The sequence below is a fragment of the Campylobacter sp. US53 genome (genome assembly GCF_004378995.1).
In the GTDB taxonomy this organism is placed as follows: domain Bacteria; phylum Campylobacterota; class Campylobacteria; order Campylobacterales; family Campylobacteraceae; genus Campylobacter_D; species Campylobacter_D jejuni.
This window is the reverse complement of sequence record NZ_RYYH01000001.1, coordinates 251,534-271,248: the sequence shown is the minus strand read 5'-3', so window position 1 is coordinate 271,248 and position 19,715 is coordinate 251,534. Positions and strand designations below refer to the sequence as shown.

Below are 19,715 nucleotides of genomic sequence, written 5' to 3'. Positions count from 1 at the left end.
ATTATTCTAAAATCTAAAAAATTAAAATATTCTTTTATTTTGTAAATTTTTTGATTATTTCATAGTTTTGTAAAAGCTGTTCAAAAGAAAAATTTAAATTTGCAGGAGAAGTTGAGGGTAGAGCTATGGCTTCTAAGTGAGGGTGGAATTTAACAAAAAATCTATAAGCACTTTGTCCTGTAGTAAAAATGGCTTGAATTTTGGTTTGAGAAAGGATTAGGTTTAAATCATTGGCTTTTGCATAACTTATGGTTTTATCATCTGAATTTTTTATCTTGCAACTTTGAAGTACATCCCAAAGAGCGATATGTTTTTTTCTTAAAAAGGCTTGTTGTTCTGTGATATTTTCTAATTTTACATCAAAAAGTGTTTCTAGTATAGGCCAAAAACGATTTCTTGGGTGTTGATAATAAAAGCCGTCTTGTCTTGATTTAATAGAAGGAAAAGATCCTAAAATTAAGATTTTAGAATCTTTGTCAAAAAAAGGCTCAAAAGGATGAGTTAGAAATTCACTCACTCACACAAATCCACAGAAATTTTTCCGTTTTTAATTTCGCTAATTTTAACTTTTAAGCTTTGGTTTTCGCTTAAATTAAGATGCTTGCTTTTTGAACTATGCAATAAACCATCAACACCATTTTTAAGTTCCACAAAGGCTCCAAAAGGAGCGATTTTTTTAACAATACCTTGAAATTCTTGCCCAAGTTCAAAGCCTGATATATCTTTGTCTTTAGAGCCTTTTTTAGTTCCTTTTTGAGAGCTTGTGATGTTTATGATGTAGTCTTTTGCGGCTTTGATTTGCTCGTTTTGACTACCTGCTATTTTTACTTCACCTTTTTCGCGATCTAAGTCTATAGAAACGCCAAATTTTTCTATGATTTCTTTGATGGTTTTTCCAGCTTGTCCTATGATATCAACGATTTTTGAAGGATCAACGCTAAAAAGCTCAAATTTAGGTAAAATTTCTTCATTGACTATGATTTCTTTTGCAGCTTCTTCCATGATATTTAGGATGTGAATTCTTCCTTCTTTGGCTTGATATAAAGCTTGTTTTAGTGTTTCTTGATCGATTCCACCTAGTTTTATATCCATTTGAAGAGCAGTAACGCCGTCTTTGCTTCCTGCTACTTTAAAGTCCATATCCCCATCATGATCTTCAAGTCCCATAATATCTGTTAAAACAGCATGCTTGTTATCTTCAAAGATAAGCCCCATGGCTACTCCTGCAACAAGTTTTAAGCTTGGCACTCCTGCTGCTTTTAAGGCTAAAGATCCGCCACAAACCGTTGCCATAGAACTTGAGCCATTGCTTTCTAAAATTTCACTGACTAAGCGGATTACATAAGGATAGTTTTCATCCACGCTTGGATAAAGTGCTCTTTTGGCTAAATTTCCATGTCCTAGTTCTCTTCTTCCTGGAGCTTTGATAGGACTTGCTTCGCCTACTGAAAAACCTGGAAAATTATAATTTACCATAAAGCGTTCGCTTATAGGATTTTTTTCTGTAAGCAAGTCTATCATTTGAGCATCGTTTTCTCCGCCTAAGGTTGCAACAACTAGAGCTTGAGTTTGTCCACGAGTGAAAAGACAAGAGCCATGAGCGTTTGGCAAGATATTGGTTTCTATACTGATAGGACGAACCTCGTTTAAACTTCTACCATCAGCTCTTTTGCCTTCATTTAAAATTTGCTCACGAATAAGTTTGCGTTTGACTTTAGCTAAGGTATTTAAGACACTTTCTTCGCTCCAGTCTTTAGCGATTTCAAGATTTAAAATTTCTTTAGCGATTTTATTTAGTTCGCTTGCTCTTTCGCTTTTTGCCATTTGATTGATAGCTTCTTTGATTTGTTTTTGGAAATTATTTTCTATAAAAGCTAAAATTTCAGGATGTTCAATCTCATTTTTTAGTTCGATTTGAGAATTTTTTTTGTGTTTGCTAAAGGCTTCTTCATAAGCATTTGAACCATTTAATATAGCTTTTTGAGCTAAATTTAGAGCTTCTAAAATTTCATCTTCGCTAAGTTCATTCATATTTTGTGAAGTGGTTTGAGTTAAAACATCAGCATAAGGAGCTTCGATAAAGATTTCATTTTCTTTTTGATCAGGTAAGGTTCTCATTTCTATCATCAAAAGCTCATCTTTTACACCTGCTACATAGAGGTCTAGGGTGCTATTTTGAAGCTCTTCATTGTTTGGATTGAGTATGAAATTTCCATCTATCTTTCCTATACGCACACCACATACTGGAGCTTTCATAGGTATATCACTAAGATAAAGTGCCACGCTTGCGGCATTTAAGCTCATTACTTGCAAATCTACTTTAGGATCAGCTGAGAGAACCATCACAACGATTTGAGTCGGATAAGCATAGCCTTTTGGAAAAAGAGGGCGTAAGCTTCTATCAATAATGCGTGCTGTTAAGGTTTCTGCATCGCTTGGCTTGGTTTCTCTTTTGACATAACCACCAGGAATTTTTCCTGCGGCATAAGCTTTTTCGATGTATTGGACGGTTAGAGGTAAAAAATCTTCTTCAACTTGTTTTTCTTCTCTTGCAACTGTAGCTAGAACAACGCTTTTGCCTTGTCTCATTAAAACAGCACCGGCAGCTTGTTTGGCGATTTTATCTATATCAAATATTTCTGTATTTTTGTTAATTTCTATGCTGTATTGCATTATTTTTCCTTTTTTACCAGATAATAAATTCGTAAAATTTTTTAAAATATTTAGCAAATTTCATCCTTTTTAAATTTTGTTTTCACTTTCTGCTAAAGAGAAATCGTATTTTACTCCTCCTAAAGGATAGAAGTTGAAAATAAAATAAACTCCGCTTTGATTTTTAGCTGTGATACCACCACTTGTGAGTTGTGGATCGATTCTTTCTCTATACATTACAGAATAGTTCCAACACTTTCTTTGGTAGGTGTAGCCAAGTTCCCACATGTTTGCATGAGCTCTTTGAGTATCAAACCAAATTCCACCAAATAAATTGTAATTAGGTGTGGCAATATAATTTGCTCTTGTACCAATAAAGCTATATTTTCCATACTCATCGTTTTGATAAGCATGAGAAAACATCCAATTAAATTTTGAATTTGTATTGACTTCTATTTGGCTGATGACATTGGTAAAGCGACTTTGCTCATAAGAGTAAAGCACTTCGCTGTTGAGATTGATGTTTTCATTAAAATAATAAGTTAAAAGATTTTCAAGTTCATAGAATTCGTTTTGTTTATTGAGATAGTCAAGTGAAATTCTGTGTTTGAGTTTTTTTTGTCCTTCGTTGTTATAGAAATACTGCACAGCATAAAGACTTGTATGTTCGTTTTCTTTGTCGTATTCTTCAAGATAATCTTGCGTGATTTTACCTGATTTTGCTCCTGGTAAAACGTAATTCACCCCTAAATTTAAAGTATGAAAGAAATTTTCATAAGCTTTTGAAAGATCGGCGTAGAGATTAAAATCATGAGTGTTTCTGAAATAATGCTCATGGTTTCTTTCGGGATCGTTGCTATAATTTACAAAAGAAGCATAAAATTTTTCTGTAAAAGTAAAGTGTAAAAAATCTCCAAAAAAAGCATTGTGATACGAGATAGGCAAGTCTAAATTTAGCTCATTTGCATAAGAACCAGAAGGTCGGTAAAAATTATGAAATGAAGCATCAAATGAATAACGCAAGCGTTCATCAAAAAGGTTATTTAAAAATCTATGATATTGAAAGCTTGGATATTCTTGTAAGGTTGTATTGTTGTTAAGTTTAGATGTGTCGATATAATATCTTGCATAAGCTCCGTAAAAATTGTTTTCATCGGCTAAAAAATAATTGATTTTGGAGGTTACAAGCGAGTTAAGATCTCGATAATCCCTACTTCCTAAATTTAAATAATCCACATCGTTGAGATAGGTTGCATCTATCCATAGGCCTTCTTGAAAATTATCACTGAGTAAAGATTTAATTAAATCATCTCTTGAGTATTTTAGTTCTATTCCATAGTGGGTTTGATTTTTCAAATTTTCATCGTGAAAATAGGAGCTATTTTCCCTAAAAGCACCAAAATTTAATTCTCCTGTTGAATATGGAGAATCAAGAAATCTTAAAGTAGAATAAAGTCCAAAACCACGGTTTGTTCGAATTTGTGGATCAAGTTCTAAATCCCAATTTTCTTGAGTGGCTATATAAATAGGTTGTTCATAGTATAAGCCTTCGCTACTTTTTAAAACGATTTTTGGGATTAAAAGCCCGCTTTGTCTATGAGTATCAGCGCTAAATCCAAAATAAGGTAGATAAAAAACTGGGGTATTTTTAACATATAATCTTGCATTGTAAAGATGAACAAAATTGGTTTCCCGGTTAAGCCAGCCTTTTGAAAAACGAATTTCCCAATCAGGATCTTCAACATTGCAGCTTGAAACTGCTGAAATTTTGCTTTCAAAGACTTTATCATTTAGATGGCTTGTTTTGCTTTGAAACCATACTTCAAGATTGTTATTGGAAAAGAAAAAATTACTAAAATCGGCTTGATTGGAATTTAGGTTGATTTTAGCATAATCAGAATGCGATCTTTCGTTTTGTCCCCTTAGGATGTTAACATCGCCAAAAAGCTCAACATCTCCGGTTTTTTCATTGTAAATTGCTTTATTGGCAGTGATGAAATAAAAATCAGAAAAAATAATAACATCATTGTTTGCAGTAAGAATATCACCTTCTTTTTTTGCATCAAGAGCGTAAATATCAACTTGTGCTGCACTTAAAGCTATGCTAGTTCCTAGTAATAGGGAAAATTTACGCCACATCGACTACTATTGTCCTTGCTAGATAATCTTCCCAAGCTTTGCGTAAATCATTGCTTAAAGCCCAAGCAAACCCAAGCATAAACGCCATAGCACTAACCTGTCTTATGGCAGATCTGATGCAACTTTGGATGAGATTGGGTTTGTCAAGAAGATTTTCATCCAAGATGATAATTTTGCATAATATTTTTCCCAAACTCGCCCCATAAAGATAAGTAAAAATTGCTTGATAACTAAAATGAAGTAAGATGAAGCCAAGATAAAAATTTCCTATAATTTGAGTTGTTTCAAATAAATCTTTTGCTTGGATTAGACGATCATAAAAAATGATAAACACAATCAAAGAAATAACCATATCATCGATTAAAAAAGCTAAAACTCTTTTTCCAAAACTTGCTATTTTTAGATTTTCACGCTCTAAGCGGTCTTGTAAGTTTTCTTTCATTTAAGAACCTGATGAGCGATGTCTTTTCTGTATTGCTTTCCTTTGAAATTTACATTATCACAAAGTTTATAAGCATTTTTTTGTGCTTCTTCTATACTTTTTCCTGTGCCAACGCAAACCAAAACTCTTCCACCATCAGCCATTAATTTGCCATCTTCTAGGCTTACTCCAGCATAAGAGATATGAGAGTTTTCAGGAATGTTATTTACAGTAATTTCACTTTTTGGTGAACTTTTGTAAGGATAGTTTTCACTAGCGCATACAACCCCTACTGCAAATTCTTTTTTGATTTTGATTTTTGCGTGTCTTAAGCGTCTTTGAGTAGCAGCTAAAATAAGCTCTAAAGGATCTTCGATTAAAGGCATTAAAACTTCACATTCAGGATCGCCAAAGCGAACATTAAATTCTAATACATAAGGTTTATTTCCAACGATCATAGCGCCTATAAATAAAACACCACAAAATTCCGCTCCTTCTTTTTTCATGCCTGCTAAAGTTGGTAAAATAATATCTTTTTGAACTTTTCTAAGCAAGCTTTCATTCGCTAAAGAGCTAGGAGCGTAAGCACCCATTCCACCAGTATTTGGTCCTTGATCATTGTCGAGTAATTTTTTGTGATCTTGTGCTGCAGGAAGTAAAACAAAATCATTGCCATCACATACTGCAAAAATGCTTAATTCATAACCATCTAAAAATTCTTCAATTACAACGAGTTTTCCAGCATCTCCAAAGCTTTCTCCGCTCAGCATTTTAGCTGTTTCTTCTATGGCTTCTTTATGAGTCTTAGCTATGATAACACCTTTTCCTGCGCAAAGTCCATCGGCTTTTACTACTATAGGAGGGGTTAAACTATATATAAAATTTTTTGCTTTTTCAATGTCATTCGTGTTTAAAAATTTGGCTGTTTTGATACGGTATTTTTTAAGAAAGCTTTTCATAAAAGATTTTGAGGTTTCAAGCATTGCAGCAGCTTTACTTGGCCCAAAAATAGCAAGTCCTTGTTGTTTAAAAATATCTACAACCCCTTCAGCTAAAAAACTTTCACTTCCTACTATACAAAGATCAAAACCTTTTTCTTTTGCATAGGTTGCTAAAACTACTGGATCTTTTAGGTTTAAATTTGTTCCAAGACTTTCGGTAGCGCCATTTCCAGGAGCAAAATAAAACTCTAAATTTTTGTCTACTCTTCTTAAGGCTAAAGCAATAGAGTATTCTCTTGCACCACTACCCAAAATCATTATTTTCATTTATATCTCCTTTTAAACCCAAACAGCCGTTTAACAAAGATTGACCCCAAAAAGTCAAAGAAAACCGCTAGGTAATTTTTAAAGGCTGCAACTTCTCGCTTTTTTCAAAGCTCAAACGATGCCACAGAACACGGTAAATCACACAATCGCAGTTAATAAAAATGTGTTGGATCACTTTAAATACCACAAACTGTTTAGGCAAGGAAATTATAACTTAATTTAGCTTAAATTTCTATGTCTTAAATCAGTTTAAATTTGGTTTTTCCTGATTTGTCAAAATGCTTTCCTTGTAAAATAATATCGGCAACATTTTCCCAAACATGTTTTTCATCAATATAGACTATATCAAAGGTGTTATCACGCATTAAAGACTGATAATTTACTTTTTTAGGTGCGTATTTTACTAAATAATACGGATTTTGTGAAAAGTTTTCAATTTTTAATTTGCATAATAAATCTAAATCCGATGTGACAACTAAAAATTTTTTTCTTTGTTCTCTTGTGATTTTTTGAATATACACTAAAAGTTTTTGATCAAAAGGATTTAGAGCGGATTTATTTAAGCGACTTAAGTAATGTTCTGCAAAAGAAAGAGAACAGAAAGAATTTTCTATATTACTCATAGTAAAATAAGAATTTTTAACCCCTGATGATTTTAAAGATAAGTGCCAAATTTTAACATCCATTATGGTTGCGCATAGATTTAAACCTGTGACAATTTTTTTAAAGAGCTTTTCTCGTGAAAGTTTAAAAGCATTTTCGAAAATATTGTAATTTTTCTTATAAAAATCTTCCCTTATAGCATCAAGTCTTTTTAGTGTTGTTCTGTAGTATTCTGCTTCTTTTTGTAGTTTAGTTAATCTTTCTTGTCGAGCTTTAAGTTTTTCAGGGTCTGCATTGGCCGCATTGCTTTTAAGATTTATTTCAGATTGTAAAGTTTTCATTTGTGCTTCAAGCGAGGCTAGACGATTTTTTCTTGTATCTATGGTGGCTACTAAAGCTTGGTAATGACACTGCAAAGATAAAAAAGTTTCGTTAAAAATTTTAGTGATATTTGGTTTTTGATCAACTATCATTTGCTTGTATGAATTCTCTAAATGCATCATGATGCTTTTTAATGCGCTAAATTGGGTTTGGTCTATGCTATTATCCATAAAAATTAAAGTATCATAAGCTTTAAATAAAAATCTTTTAAGTATAAGATAATCAAGTATGCAAGGAATTTCCTTTTCATCTTGTAGATTGGCTTGAAGCGTTTCTACGGATAAAATTTCATGGGCAAAATATTTTTGTATAGCTTGAGGTATAGTAAAAGAAAGAGGAATTTTTTCTATAGTGTCAAAGTCTGTTGTTCTATAAAGTTCTGTTATATAAGCACTTCTTCTTGAGTTTTGCAAGTCTTCTAATTCATCATCATTATCAGTTTTCCAAAAATCATGCTCAGTGATAAAATCCCCTTCTTTAAATTCTTGAAATTTTGAAGGTTTTATACCTGTTATGGTTTTGCTTGTTTGAACGGGCTTGCCGTCTTCTGCTTTTTTTTCGCTAGAAAGAGTTCTAAATTCCACAAGCATGCCAACACTTGGCATACTTTTTTTATCATTCCAAATTTGGCGATTGAAGTCAAAAAAGGTATTTGCTGAGTTTGTAACGGTTCCACGTCCTGTAGAATCCATATAAATAGCTATTTTTCCATGCATATTTCTTCCTTGAAATTTCTTGAATAAATTCTAGCCTTATTTTTATAAAAATTTTATAATAAAAATAAGAGCTAGAAAAAATGGATCATTCCCATTCTATGGTTGCAGGTGGTTTGCTTGAGATATCATAAACAACGCGGTTTATACCTTCTACTTCATTGATGATACGGCGACTTATGTTTTCTAAAACTTCGTAAGGTAAATGTGAAAAGGTAGCCGTCATACCATCACTTGCATCTACAACGCGTATACAAACTGCATTATCATAAGTGCGGTTATCCCCCATAACCCCAACGCTTTTAACATTTAAAAGCACGCAAAATGCTTGCCAAGTTTTATCATACCAACCTGTACTTTTAAGTTCTTCAAGTAAAATTACATCAGCCTTGCGCAATAGTTCTAAGCTAGGGCGATTTACTTCTCCCATAATACGTATAGCAAGCCCTGGCCCAGGGAAAGGATGGCGATAAACCACTTCTTTGCTAAGTCCAAGCTCAAGCCCTAAAGCACGCACTTCATCTTTAAAAATTTCTTTTAAAGGCTCTATGAGTTTAAGATTCATTTTTTCAGGTAAGCCCCCTACATTATGATGGCTTTTAATGGTTTTGCTTGCACCTACAACAGAACTTTCTATGATATCAGTATAAAGTGTGCCTTGAGCGAGATATTTTACATCTTTATGTTTTTTTGCTTCTTCTTCAAAAACTTCTATAAAGGTATTTCCTATGATTTTTCTTTTTTGCTCAGGATCTCTAACATTAGCCAAGCGACTTAAGAAAATTTCACTTGCATCAATACTGATAAGATCGATACCTAAGGTATTTTTAAACATAAATTCAACTTGTTCTTTTTCTCCGCTTCTTAAAAGTCCATTATCTACAAAAACTACTATAACTTGTTCTTTTATAGCACTAGCTAAAAGTGCAGCAACTACACTACTATCTACTCCGCCACTTACTGCACAAAGCACTTTATCACTGCTTACTTCTTCACGGATTTTTTCTGCTTGAGTTTTTGCAAAAGAACCCATATTCCAAACGCTTTCACAATTACAAGCGTATTTAGCAAAATTTTTTAAGATATTTTTGCCAAATTCACTGTGTTGCACTTCTGGGTGAAATTGCAGAGCAAAAAATTTCTTATCTTCGTTGCCAAAAACACAAAAAGGGCTATTTTCACTTGTGGCTAAAACTTCAAAACCATTAGGTAAATTTTCTACCTTATCAGAATGACTCATCCAAACGGTTTGTTTTTTTGGAAGATTTTTAAATAAAGCGCTATCTTTTTTAACTTCTATGTTTGCTTTGCCGTATTCTTTATGTCCTGCAGGTGCTACTGTAGCTTTGTAATGATGTGCCATAAGCTGCATACCATAACAAATTCCAAGAATAGGTAAACCTAAGTCAAATATACCTTTATCGCAAAAATACGCATCAGTTGCATATACGCTTGCTGGACCTCCGCTTAAAATAATACCTTTTGGTTCTTTCGCCTTAATATCAGCTAAGCTCACATTAAAAGGTAAAATTTCTGCATAAACTCCTTGTTCCCTTAAGCGTCTTGCTATAAGCTGAGTGTATTGAGAGCCAAAGTCTAAAACTAAAATATCTGCTTTTTTCATTATTTACCACCTATGTAATTGTTCGTATTTTTTAATGGTTTTTACCGAACCATTTTGTTCATAGCTTGTGTATTGAGGGTTGCCTTTATATCCGCAAGCACAGAAGAAAATTAAGAAAAGAAATGCTAAAATCATCTTATGGGAAAAAGAAATAATATTAAGATGACTAAAAACGCTAGTGCTGTTATTAATGAATTGATGGATAAACCTCATTATAAGCCTTTAAAAACCTTATTTTTTTGCAAAGATTTTTTAAGTTCTTTTCCGCTTGCTAAGCAACGTTTGATTGCTAAAATTTATGTAAAAAATCATATTTTAAATATAATAACCTTACATCCAGCAGCTTATCAAGAATTAAATCATGATGATAGCAAAATTTATATTAAATTTCTCATAAAAGCGTATGGACAAAAATATCCTTTAAGTGGATTTGTTGATATAAAAGATATAAAAATCTTTTCTCAAAAATACACTTATGCAGTAAATAAAAACAAAAATGATGAAAAACTCTCTAAAAATTCTTATTTGGAGCTTTCTAAGGGTGAATTTAAAAATTGCTTTGAAGATGAAAAATTATTTAAGAAATTTGAAGATTTAAGAGAGCTTATAAAAAAAGGTTCTAATCTTGACTAAAGAGAATTTAGAAAATGAGTTAAAAACTCTTCCTAATAGTGCTGGAGTGTATCAATATTTTAATCAAGAAGGAAAGCTTTTATATGTAGGTAAGGCTAAAAATCTTAAAAATCGTGTCAAATCTTATTTCGCTTTTACTCCAAATTTACATGCAAACCCAAGAAATTCTTTAAGAATTCAAAAAATGATTGAAGAAACAGTGCATTTGGAATTTATCACTACTAATTCAGAAGCCGATGCTTTGATTTTGGAAAATTCTTTTATCAAACAACTGCATCCAAAATATAATATTTTACTAAGAGATGATAAAACTTATCCTTATATTTATGTGGATTTTGAAGAAGAATTTCCACGCTTTGAGATCACTAGAAAATTAGTAAAAAAAAGCAAAATTAAATATTTTGGCCCTTTTTTTAAAGGCGCTAGAGAGCTTTTAGATGCGCTTTATTTATACTATCCTTTAAAGCAAAAAGCAAGTTGTAAATCCCCTTGTATTTTTTATCAAATTTCTCGTTGTCTTGCGCCTTGTGATAAACGCATTAGCAGGGAAAAATACCTTGAAATTTTAGATGAGGCTATGCACGCGCTTTTAAATCCTAGTATTTTAATAAAAAATTTAGAAAAACAAATGCTTGTTTTAGCACAGAATGAAAATTATGAAGAAGCAGCTAAAGTAAGAGATCAGATTGTAACGATTAAGGATTTAGAAGTTAAGGTTGAAATAGATATTGCAAAATTAGAAGATTTTGAAGTGTTTGCTTTAGCTTTTAAAAATTCTATGCTTTCAACCTTGCGTTTTGTAGTGCAAAATGGAAAAATTATCAGTGTAAATTCTAAGATTACTCCTATAAAAAATGATATACAATGGGATAAAAATGAAATTTATAAGCAACTGATTTTAGAAAATTTTAGCATGGATATTCCTTTGCTTGCAAATGTTATTTATGTTTATGAAGAATTTGAAGATAGAGTGCTTTTAGAAGAAATTTTAAGCCAAAGATTTGATAAAAAAATCAGTATTAAAATCCCTAAAATAGGAGAAAAAAGAAGAATTTGTGATTTGGCTTTTCAAAATGCCCTTTTAAATATAGAAAAAGAGCAAAAAAATCATGGTTTTACTATACAAAAAGAATTAAAGTCTTATTTTGAGCTTGAAAATTTACCAAATGATATAGAAATTTTTGATAATTCTCATTTGCAAGGCGTGGCAAATGTTGGAGCTATGGTAACTTATAGTGCAAATTCTTGGGATAAGTCAAAATATCGCAAATTTCATTTAAAACATAAAAATGACTATGAACAAATGCGTGAAGTTTTAATGCGTAGGGCTTTGGACTTTGATAAAATACCCCCTCCTGATTTATGGCTTATAGATGGAGGAAAGGCTTTGCTTGATTTGGCTAAAGAAATCATTGTAAGTAGTGGGGCAAATGTCGATATTTTAGCTATTTCAAAAGAAAAAATCGATGCAAAAGCACATAGAGCTAAAGGCGGTGCTAAGGATAAAATTCATTCCTTAAAAGGAGAATTTAGCTTAAGTATTAACGATAAAAAACTACAATTCTTACAGAAATTAAGAGATGAAGCGCATCGTTTTGCTATCAGCTTTCATCAAAATACTAAGAAAAAACAGGACTTGAAAAGTTCTAATCTTGTAAATTTAGGACTTAGTTCAGGGGTTATACAAAAACTTTTAGCGTATTATGGAAATTTTGAATCTATATATAAGGCTGGTTTTAAAGATCTTGCAATGCTTGTAGGCAAGAAAGTGGCGCAAAAGATAAAGGAAAATTGATTTGATATTAGCAGGGATAATTTTTATTTTTAATCTAATTTTAGCGTATTTAAGTATTGATATCTCAAAGCTTGATAGTGTTGCTGAACAACTGAAAATAGGTATGTTTTCTAGCATTTTTGTTTTATCTTTAACACTTTTTATTTTTGCTTTTAGACAAAATAGAAATATAAACAAAATACATCAAAAAATTTTTTGCATGCAAAGTGATTTTTTAAATTTTCAAAAAAAGATTGATATTGATAGCGCGCTTGATTTGTTAAAGGAAAAATTTGAAGCTACGGGTCAAAATTTAACTAAAATATCCCATGAAAAAGATAGATATTTGCATTTATTGGAGGAAAATTTATATCAGCTTGGAAATATATCCAATGCAATGCGTTGCTTAAATGAAGGGTATAATAAAGAAATTAATTCTTTGATTTTAAATGCCTTAAATTCTCAAAAAGATCAAATTAGATTAGAATTAAATGAGGCTTTAGAGCATCATAAAAGCATTATAGGGACATCTCACGGAAAGGTTTTGCAGTTTGAAGCAAGTGTGGCTATAGTTAATAATGATGAGCTTGAGAATTTTTTACTTGCAAATTTACTTTCGTATTTTGGCATAGAAAGCACTTGTTTTAAAAATTTAAGTTTTGATGTTAATGACTTTCATTTGATTTTTATCAAGGATAAAATTTTAAATGAAAATGTAAAGAAAAACTATGATTTTATAGTGATGGGTCGCCATAAAAATACACATTATGAGTATTTTTTAACTTTACCTTTTGAAAAAAAAGATCTTGAAAATATTTTGCAAAACAAGCTTGATAAGGTTTGCACTTTAAAATTTAAAACCCCTTATCAAAATAATGTATTGCTTTTTAAGCAAAATGATTTTGATGCAACCTTATTTTTTAATATAATAGAAAAACAATGCGATAAAAATGTATGTATAAATTCTTTTAGTCAATTAAAACAAGAATTAAGCAAGGAGACTTATCGTTTGATTTTACTTGATTATGAATTAATTAAATTTGATCTTGAGCAAATGAGAAATTTGCTAAGTGCTTATAAAAAACAGCATCCACAAAGTCATATCATCTTTTTTTCAAAGGAAAAAGTTAGGGATTTTGATTGTGTGAGCGAAGTTTTAAGTGATGTAAGTAGAAATGATCTTATAACTTTACTTAGAAAGTATTTACCAAAGGCCTAAGCTTTATAAAATTTAACTCCAGCTAAATCGAGAATTTTTACCTTTTTTTCTTTGATAAGTTGATTTAAGAGAGTTTTGGATTGTTCATCAAATTTCACTTCAATGTCTATTTCGCTTTGTGAGCGTAAATGAAGCATTTTTAATAATTCTTCTTCATTGAAGCTTAGTTTTTTACCTTCATAATGCCTTTTGGCTAAGAGTACAGGAGTAGAATCTATAAGTTTAGAAAGTTCTAAAAGTTTTTCTTCGCTTACTTTTTTAACGGCATAAGCAGGAGGTCTATCTATGGTGCTTAGATCAACCCTTAAAGGCATGATTTTTTTTAAAGCTTGATTGAGTGCTTTAAATTCTTCTTCGTTGTCATTAAGATCTTTAACAACTAGAATTTCCATAATCAAATCTCCATTAAACCTAGCTCTAAAATCTGCCATTTTTTCTATCATTTTTTCTAAGTCAATGTTTTTTAAAGCTCTATCAATACGATAAAAAGTTTTAGCAACTGCACTATCTAGGCTAAATTTGACCACATCTAGTTTTAGCAAAGCATTAAATTTGCCTTCGTCTAATACAGCTGTACCATTGCTTAAAATAAGCAATTTTTTATCTTTAGCAATGCTGCGTAAAGATAAAATAAGCTCATTTAAATAAGGATAAAGACTAGGCTCTCCGTTGGCAGTAAGGGTAAGAAAATCAAATTCAACATTTTTTTCAAGCACAACTTTAACTTCGGAGATAATTTTATCTATGCTGATAATTTCATCCTGTTTTTCTTGGGCTTTTTTTGGATCAAGCTCACAATAAACACAATCAAAATTGCATTGTTTTTTACTAGGGCTTAAATCTATACCCAAAGATCTTCCAAAACGCCTTGAGCTAACAGGACCAAAGAGTATTTTCATTTAGCTGAACTTTCTTGTACAAGCTTGATAAAATATTTTGCATTTTCAACAGGAATATCAGGCAAGATCCCATGTCCCAAGTTGAAAATATGAGCTTTATTTTGCATGGTTTTTAGTATTTTTTCCACTCCTTCTTTGATGGCATTTTTATCATAAAGTCTGCAAGGCTCCATGTTGCCTTGAAGAGTGTATTTGTGTGATAGTTTATCACGTGCTAAATCAAGCGGAGTGCTCCAATCAACCCCAAAAACATCAAAATTACCATCGATTCTATCCAAATAACCGCTAATGCCTTTAGGGAATAAAATTACAGGTATATTTGAGTATTTGCTTTTAATAAAATTTGAAATTTCAAGCATATAATTAAAAGAGAATTCAAAAAACTTATCGTATTCTAAAGCACTTGCCCAGCTATCAAAAATTTGTATAGCATTAGCACCTGCTTTAATTTGCTCTTCTAAATAAAGTTTTAAAACTTGAGTTAGTTTGTTTAGAATTTTATGTAAAAGTTCTGGGTTTTGATAAAGCATTTTTTTACACTTTGCATAATTTTTACTTCCACTTCCTTCTATCATATAGGTAGCTATAGTCCAAGGGCTTCCGCAAAATCCTATTAAAGCCTTGTTTTGAGATAATTTTTCTCTAGTAAGCTTTAAGGCATCATAGACATAATTTAATTTTTTATGTGCATTTTGATCGTCAAGTTTTTCTAAGTCTTCTAGGGTTGAAATAGGATTATCAAAAACAGGCCCTTCTCCTTTTTCAAAACATAAATTCATACCCATTTCAAGAGGAACAACTAAGATATCTGAAAAAATGATTGCTGCATCTACATCTAAAATATCAATAGGCTGTAAAGAAACTTCAGAAGCTTTTTTATAGTCTTTGCATAAAGAGAGAAAATCACCCGCTTGTTTTCTTACTTCCATATATTCTGGCAAATATCTTCCTGCTTGACGCATCATCCAAATAGGGGTGTAGGGTGTAGGTTTTTTAAAGCAAGCATCAATAAAAATCATTATTTTCCTTTGTTTTTAGCAAAATTATAACAGAATTTGATAAATTAAATTGGTCAATTTTTCTATATTTTCTTCATATGGAGGAAATAATAAATTTTTTCATTTTATCCAGAGTTATGAGAAATTTTACGAGAATTATTGGAATTCTCGTTTGTGTAGTTTGAGTTTTGATTTGTATATTAAGCCTTTGTATTGTTTGTGGCATTTCCTGCGTCAATTGTAGCAAAAAGCTTATTTAGCAAAGTCTCCTCATTTTTTTTGTATTGATCTTCTCTCATTTTTTGCCAAGCATAAGATCTAAAATCTTCTCTAACAGCACCAAGATCAATGTCTTCATTAGTAAATTTGCTTGAGCTTGTTTTTTCTTCTTCCTTTTCTTCTTTGTTTTTTACTTCATTTAATGTGGCTTGAAATTCATCTGCTGAAGTATTTTTCTCTTTAACCTTTGTTGTGGTGCTAAAAATAGCATTTGATGTTTTTTGAGTATTATCTACTACCATTTTCTCCTCCTTTATTTAACTTTACATTAAATAAACAAGCAATTTCTATTCCAATTTATATCTTTTTTAAACTTTTTCTTTGAAATTTTTTATAATTTAATTTATCTTTGGCAAAAAGTAAGGCAAAAATCAAAGCAGGGCTTACAAAAAGTGCCGAAAATAAAGCATTAAATTCTATACCCAATCCTGCTAAAACAATCCCACCTAAAAAACTTGCTAAGGCTATGCCTACATTAAAAGCTGCTTCATTTACACTTACTGTGCTGTCTATGACTTTATAAGTATGGCGTTTAGCTTTAGTAATGCTAAGCATTTTTAGTGCAGGTATGGTTGAAAAGGCAAAAAATCCTATCAAGGCTACGCTAAAAATGATTAAAATTTTAGAATACATGGTGAGAAATACACTTAAAAATACTAGAACTTGTATGCTTAAAATAAGACGCAAGGAAAAAATAGCACCTTTTTTATCTACTATTTTTCCGCCCCATAAATTCCCACAAATTGCACAAATTCCATATAAGAGCAAGATATAAGCTGTATCTTGGACTTTAAAACCGCTTATTTCTACAAGTAATTTTTGCAAATAAGTATAAAGAACAAATTGAGCCCCACAGCTACAAATGGTTATAGTATAAGTTTTTAACAAATTTTGATGCGAAAAAGCAGGGATTAGATTTTTAAGACTTGTGGGACTAGGATGTAAATTTTTGGGCATCATATACCATACTCCAAAAAATGCTAGGCTTGTAATGATAAAAATAAGTAAAAAGATAAATTTAAAGCCAAAATAATGTCCTATAAAAGTTCCAAGTGGTACTCCAGTAACTAAGGCTACGGTAAGTCCTGTGACCATTATAGCTAGAGCACTTGATTTTTTATCATTAGGTACTATAGCACTTACAGCTAAGGTAGCAATGACAAAAAACACCCCATGCTGTGTTCCTGCTATAAAACGCGCAAATGCTGTAAGATAGAAATTTTGGCTAAAAAAGATGATGAAATTTGCTAAAGCAAAAATTCCAAGATTGCTTAAAAGTTGTATATGTCTATGAAAATGACTTAAAGGTATAGTAATAAGAGGAGCACCTATAACAACACCTATGGCATATAAAGTTGTAAGATATCCTGCGGTTTTTGCATCTACGCTAAAATACGCTTCAATATCAACCAAAACTCCTGCCATGACAAATTCGGTTACACCCATACAAAAAGCACTAAGAGCTAGTGCAAAAAGAGCTTTTTTGTAATTTTGCATTTTAATTTCCTTATAAAAAATAAAAACGCATTATAATAAAATAAAGGCTTAATTTCCTTAAAAAAATCAAAATATTTTTGTTAAAATAAAATAAAAATTTTAAAGGAGTAAAAATGAAAAAAATTATTTTATTGCTCGGTTTAAGTTTGGTGAGTTTAGGGGCTTTGAGTTTTGATGAGCTTATTTACAAAGATGAAGTAAAACCTAGTTTTGATTGTTCTAAGGTGAAAGATGATGGCAAAAGTGATGATGAGCTTATGATATGTAATGAAATTGGCGTGCGTAATGAATTTGAGAATAAAAAACTTGCTTTAGTAGATAACATCTATAGTAGTTTGTATCAAAATATTTCAAAAAAAGCAGACGAAAAGATGAAAAAAAGATTTCAAAGTCATTTCAAAAAAGATGATTAAAGAAAGAAAAATTTGTATAAAAAATATGCAAAATACAAAAGCAGGGGAAAATCCTATTTTACCTTTACTCAATGCAAGTGATTGCATGCAAGAAGCTTATACTAAAGCTTTATTAGAGCTTACGCAAAGAGCAAAAAAAGATACAAAAACTAAAGAAGCTTTAGAGCAAATTTTTAAAAATAAAGTTGATAAATATGAAAATTTACTCACTCAAAGTTTAAATACCAATAAAGATTTGCAAGATTTTATAGACAGCTTGGCTAAAGAAGATTTGATTGATTCTAGGGCTAAATTTAAGCTTTAGAATTTAAATTGATTGCAAATTTAGCCGCTTCAAAATAACTTTTAGTGTTGATTTTAGCATTTTTATAGGCCTTATCAAAGGCCGTGCCATGATCAACACTGACGCGTATGATGGGTAAATTTAAACTCACATTGATGCTTTTATCAAAATACAAGGCCTTTAAAGGAGCAAGGGCAAGATCGTGATACATAGCCACTAAACGATTGCAGTTTTTTAAGCCAGCCTTAGTAAAAGCTGTATCAGCTACTAAAGGATAGGGTAGATAAACGCCCTTGCCTTTAAAATTTAAAAGCAATTCTTTTTGTAAATTTTCATCTTTTAAGGCTTTTTTGAAAAATTTTTCATCTTTTTTAGAGTGTAAAAAGGCATTGACAAAGGCTATAGCTTTTTCCATGATCTTTTCTTCTTCTCCACCTATAACTCCATAATCTCCAGCGTGAGGATTAAAACCTAAAAGTCCTATTTTTTTAAAATGCGTTTCTTTGTAAAAATCTTTTAAAAAGATGCTTAAATTTTTAAAAGTGATTTTTTTACTCACCTTAGCTAAAGGTACATGTTCGCTAAAAAGCCCTACAAAAAGTTCTTTACAACCTAACATCATAATGGCATTTTTTTTAAAAAAATCCCTTAAAGCATCGGTGTGTCCTTTGTATTTAAGCCCTGCATTTCCCCAAGCTTTTTTGTGTATAGGTAGAGTAAGCAAGGCATGGGCGTGTTTTTCATAGACAAAATAACTTGCCGCCTTAAAACTTAAAAAACCATAAAGTCCACTTTTTGCATCTATTTCTCCGGCTTTGATTTCAAAATTTTCATCCACTTTAAAGCCTAAAGGAAGGCAAAAAGAGTAAATTTCAAGAGAATTTTCTTTTTTTATAAAATTAAACTCATAGTCTTTTCCATCTTTGAAAGCTACGATTTTTGCATTAAAAAGTTTTAAATTTAAAAGTTTTGAAGCTGTATTAAGCAAGCTTTCGTGGATAAAATAAAAAGGTGTACAGATTTTGCTTAGTTCTTCATGAGAACGCACTAAAATTTCAAGTCCTATGCCGTTTATATCGCCTATGCTAATGGCTAGTTTTTTCATCTTTTATAAGTTCTTTCATTTCTAAAATAGCGTTTTTAAGTCCTGTAAATACAGATCTTGCTACAATGCTTTGTCCTATATTTAGCTCACAAATTTCTTTAATTTTTACTACGGGTTTTACATTTTTGTAATTTAAACCATGTCCTGCGGCTACTTTTAAGCCAAGTTCTACGCCCTTTTTAGCACAGAGTTTTAAATTTTGTAATTCTTTTTCAAATTGAGCTTGTAGGGTTTTTTTATCTTGATTGAGTTCTTTTAAGGCAAAAGCAGTATGAGAGATATTGCTAAAAAGTGCGTTGTGTAAATTCGCATAATGTCCTGTATGAAGCTCTATGAATTGGGCTTTTAAAATTTTTGATTTTTCTATATCTTCTAAACTAGGATTGATAAAAAGTGAAACTTCAATGTTTGCATTTTGAAGTTTTTCTATGCTTTGTTTTAATTTAGCATGATTTAAACAAAGTCCCCCTTCTGTAGTAAGCTCTTCTCTTTTTTCAGGCACTAAAGTAACGCGGTGGGGTTTGAGTTTAAGAGCTAAATTTAAAATTTCATCATTTAAAGCACATTCTAAATTGATAGGGCTTTTACAAAATTTTATAATATTTTCCAAGTCAAAATCCTGAGCATGACGGCGATCTTCTCTTACATGCAAAGTGATTTGATCTCCGTGTTTAGCTGCTATAAAAGCAGCCTCTAAAAGATCAGGATCATTTACCATTCTAGCTTGTCTTAACACTGCGATATGATCGATATTTACACCTAAAAGCATATTTTTCCTTTAGAACTTTTTTGCTATTATACTATAAAATCAAAC

16 protein-coding genes and 1 pseudogene are annotated in these 19,715 nt (G+C 31.2%); 4 read left to right on the top strand and 13 right to left on the bottom strand.

What is annotated here, in order from left to right; translation table 11 throughout:
- Positions 1-34: 34 nt before the first annotated feature.
- The 7 genes from ELQ05_RS01370 to guaA all read right to left on the bottom strand — a co-directional run bounded on the left by ELQ05_RS01370 (position 35) and on the right by guaA (position 9,801).
- Positions 35-517, bottom strand: coding sequence for a DNA-deoxyinosine glycosylase (locus tag ELQ05_RS01370; protein WP_070316992.1), 483 nt, complete (start codon positions 515-517; stop codon positions 35-37).
- Complete coding sequence (locus ELQ05_RS01365; protein ID WP_134239863.1) at positions 514-2,673, bottom strand: polyribonucleotide nucleotidyltransferase; 2,160 nt, start codon at positions 2,671-2,673, stop codon at positions 514-516. The genes ELQ05_RS01370 and ELQ05_RS01365 overlap by 4 nt, the downstream gene beginning before the upstream one ends.
- Before the next feature lie 69 nt (positions 2,674-2,742).
- Positions 2,743-4,791, bottom strand: a complete 2,049-nt coding sequence (locus tag ELQ05_RS01360; protein ID WP_096703105.1) for an LPS-assembly protein LptD — start codon at positions 4,789-4,791, stop codon at positions 2,743-2,745.
- The gene (locus ELQ05_RS01355) at positions 4,781-5,233 is read right to left on the bottom strand and encodes an RDD family protein (RefSeq protein WP_002855813.1); all 453 of its coding nucleotides are present in this window, start codon (positions 5,231-5,233) and stop codon (positions 4,781-4,783) included. The genes ELQ05_RS01360 and ELQ05_RS01355 overlap by 11 nt, the downstream gene beginning before the upstream one ends.
- A complete protein-coding gene (gene purD / locus ELQ05_RS01350; RefSeq protein ID WP_070316994.1) occupies positions 5,230-6,480 on the bottom strand; it encodes a phosphoribosylamine--glycine ligase in 1,251 nt (416 codons plus the stop codon). The genes ELQ05_RS01355 and purD overlap by 4 nt, the downstream gene beginning before the upstream one ends.
- Positions 6,481-6,719: 239 nt before the next feature.
- Positions 6,720-8,180, bottom strand: a complete 1,461-nt coding sequence (locus tag ELQ05_RS01345) for a hypothetical protein (protein WP_134239862.1) — start codon at positions 8,178-8,180, stop codon at positions 6,720-6,722.
- An 85-nt stretch (positions 8,181-8,265) separates the two neighbouring features.
- Positions 8,266-9,801: a glutamine-hydrolyzing GMP synthase gene (guaA, locus tag ELQ05_RS01340; RefSeq protein WP_070316996.1), complete on the bottom strand. Its 1,536-nt coding sequence runs from the start codon at positions 9,799-9,801 to the stop codon at positions 8,266-8,268.
- A 138-nt stretch (positions 9,802-9,939) separates the two neighbouring features.
- Between guaA and ELQ05_RS01335 the strand changes: the two genes are divergently transcribed.
- From ELQ05_RS01335 to ELQ05_RS01325, 3 genes are read left to right on the top strand one after another with little or no spacing between them, the layout of a single operon-like run.
- Complete coding sequence (locus ELQ05_RS01335; RefSeq protein ID WP_002866244.1) at positions 9,940-10,434, top strand: hypothetical protein; 495 nt, start codon at positions 9,940-9,942, stop codon at positions 10,432-10,434.
- A complete protein-coding gene (gene uvrC / locus ELQ05_RS01330; RefSeq protein ID WP_134239861.1) occupies positions 10,427-12,229 on the top strand; it encodes an excinuclease ABC subunit UvrC in 1,803 nt (600 codons plus the stop codon). Before ELQ05_RS01335 ends, uvrC begins: the two co-directional genes overlap by 8 nt.
- Position 12,230: 1 nt before the next feature.
- The gene (locus tag ELQ05_RS01325) at positions 12,231-13,427 is read left to right on the top strand and encodes a hypothetical protein (RefSeq protein WP_088303500.1); all 1,197 of its coding nucleotides are present in this window, start codon (positions 12,231-12,233) and stop codon (positions 13,425-13,427) included.
- On the opposite strand, the gene ELQ05_RS01320 is transcribed toward ELQ05_RS01325, so the two are convergent.
- The 4 genes from ELQ05_RS01320 to ELQ05_RS01305 form a co-directional block, all read right to left on the bottom strand.
- Entirely contained in the window at positions 13,424-14,326 is a 903-nt protein-coding gene (locus ELQ05_RS01320; protein ID WP_134239860.1) for a radical SAM protein, read from the bottom strand. The two genes, ELQ05_RS01325 and ELQ05_RS01320, sit on opposite strands and share 4 nt — an antisense overlap.
- Positions 14,323-15,345 (bottom strand): uroporphyrinogen decarboxylase, encoded by a 1,023-nt coding sequence (gene hemE / locus ELQ05_RS01315; protein WP_134239859.1) that lies wholly within the window; start codon positions 15,343-15,345, stop codon positions 14,323-14,325. The genes ELQ05_RS01320 and hemE overlap by 4 nt, the downstream gene beginning before the upstream one ends.
- A gap of 179 nt (positions 15,346-15,524) precedes the next feature.
- Positions 15,525-15,845 carry an invasion antigen CiaC gene (gene ciaC / locus ELQ05_RS01310; RefSeq protein WP_002866237.1) on the bottom strand — a complete coding sequence of 107 codons (321 nt, stop codon included), beginning with the start codon at positions 15,843-15,845 and terminating at the stop codon, positions 15,525-15,527.
- Between the two features lie 55 nt (positions 15,846-15,900).
- Positions 15,901-17,100, bottom strand: a complete 1,200-nt coding sequence (locus tag ELQ05_RS01305) for an MFS transporter (protein ID WP_134239858.1) — start codon at positions 17,098-17,100, stop codon at positions 15,901-15,903.
- A gap of 113 nt (positions 17,101-17,213) precedes the next feature.
- Here ELQ05_RS01305 and ELQ05_RS01300 point away from each other — a divergent pair.
- Positions 17,214-17,817: pseudogene (locus ELQ05_RS01300) on the top strand (hypothetical protein).
- Here the strand turns inward: ELQ05_RS01300 and pdxA are convergent.
- Both pdxA and ELQ05_RS01290 read right to left on the bottom strand, forming a co-directional pair.
- Complete coding sequence (gene pdxA / locus ELQ05_RS01295) at positions 17,807-18,901, bottom strand: 4-hydroxythreonine-4-phosphate dehydrogenase (RefSeq protein ID WP_070317002.1); 1,095 nt, start codon at positions 18,899-18,901, stop codon at positions 17,807-17,809. The pseudogene ELQ05_RS01300 and the gene pdxA overlap by 11 nt on opposite strands.
- Positions 18,882-19,670, bottom strand: coding sequence for a pyridoxine 5'-phosphate synthase (locus ELQ05_RS01290; RefSeq protein WP_070317003.1), 789 nt, complete (start codon positions 19,668-19,670; stop codon positions 18,882-18,884). The genes pdxA and ELQ05_RS01290 overlap by 20 nt, the downstream gene beginning before the upstream one ends.
- Between the last annotated feature and the right edge of the window lie 45 nt (positions 19,671-19,715).

Excerpts from the sequence above, each read along its gene's own strand:
- ELQ05_RS01365 (WP_134239863.1), bottom strand. The coding sequence starts at position 2,673 with ATGCAATACAGCATAGAAATTAACAAAAATACAGAAATATTTGATATA.
- ELQ05_RS01360 (WP_096703105.1), bottom strand. The coding sequence starts at position 4,791 with ATGTGGCGTAAATTTTCCCTATTACTAGGAACTAGCATAGCTTTAAGT.
- ELQ05_RS01355 (WP_002855813.1), bottom strand. The coding sequence starts at position 5,233 with ATGAAAGAAAACTTACAAGACCGCTTAGAGCGTGAAAATCTAAAAATA.
- purD (WP_070316994.1), bottom strand. The coding sequence starts at position 6,480 with ATGAAAATAATGATTTTGGGTAGTGGTGCAAGAGAATACTCTATTGCT.
- ELQ05_RS01345 (WP_134239862.1), bottom strand. The coding sequence starts at position 8,180 with ATGCATGGAAAAATAGCTATTTATATGGATTCTACAGGACGTGGAACC.
- guaA (WP_070316996.1), bottom strand. The coding sequence starts at position 9,801 with ATGAAAAAAGCAGATATTTTAGTTTTAGACTTTGGCTCTCAATACACT.
- ELQ05_RS01335 (WP_002866244.1), top strand. The coding sequence starts at position 9,940 with ATGGGAAAAAGAAATAATATTAAGATGACTAAAAACGCTAGTGCTGTT.
- ELQ05_RS01320 (WP_134239860.1), bottom strand. The coding sequence starts at position 14,326 with ATGAAAATACTCTTTGGTCCTGTTAGCTCAAGGCGTTTTGGAAGATCT.
- hemE (WP_134239859.1), bottom strand. The coding sequence starts at position 15,345 with ATGATTTTTATTGATGCTTGCTTTAAAAAACCTACACCCTACACCCCT.
- ciaC (WP_002866237.1), bottom strand. The coding sequence starts at position 15,845 with ATGGTAGTAGATAATACTCAAAAAACATCAAATGCTATTTTTAGCACC.
- ELQ05_RS01305 (WP_134239858.1), bottom strand. The coding sequence starts at position 17,100 with ATGCAAAATTACAAAAAAGCTCTTTTTGCACTAGCTCTTAGTGCTTTT.
- pdxA (WP_070317002.1), bottom strand. The coding sequence starts at position 18,901 with ATGAAAAAACTAGCCATTAGCATAGGCGATATAAACGGCATAGGACTT.
- ELQ05_RS01290 (WP_070317003.1), bottom strand. The coding sequence starts at position 19,670 with ATGCTTTTAGGTGTAAATATCGATCATATCGCAGTGTTAAGACAAGCT.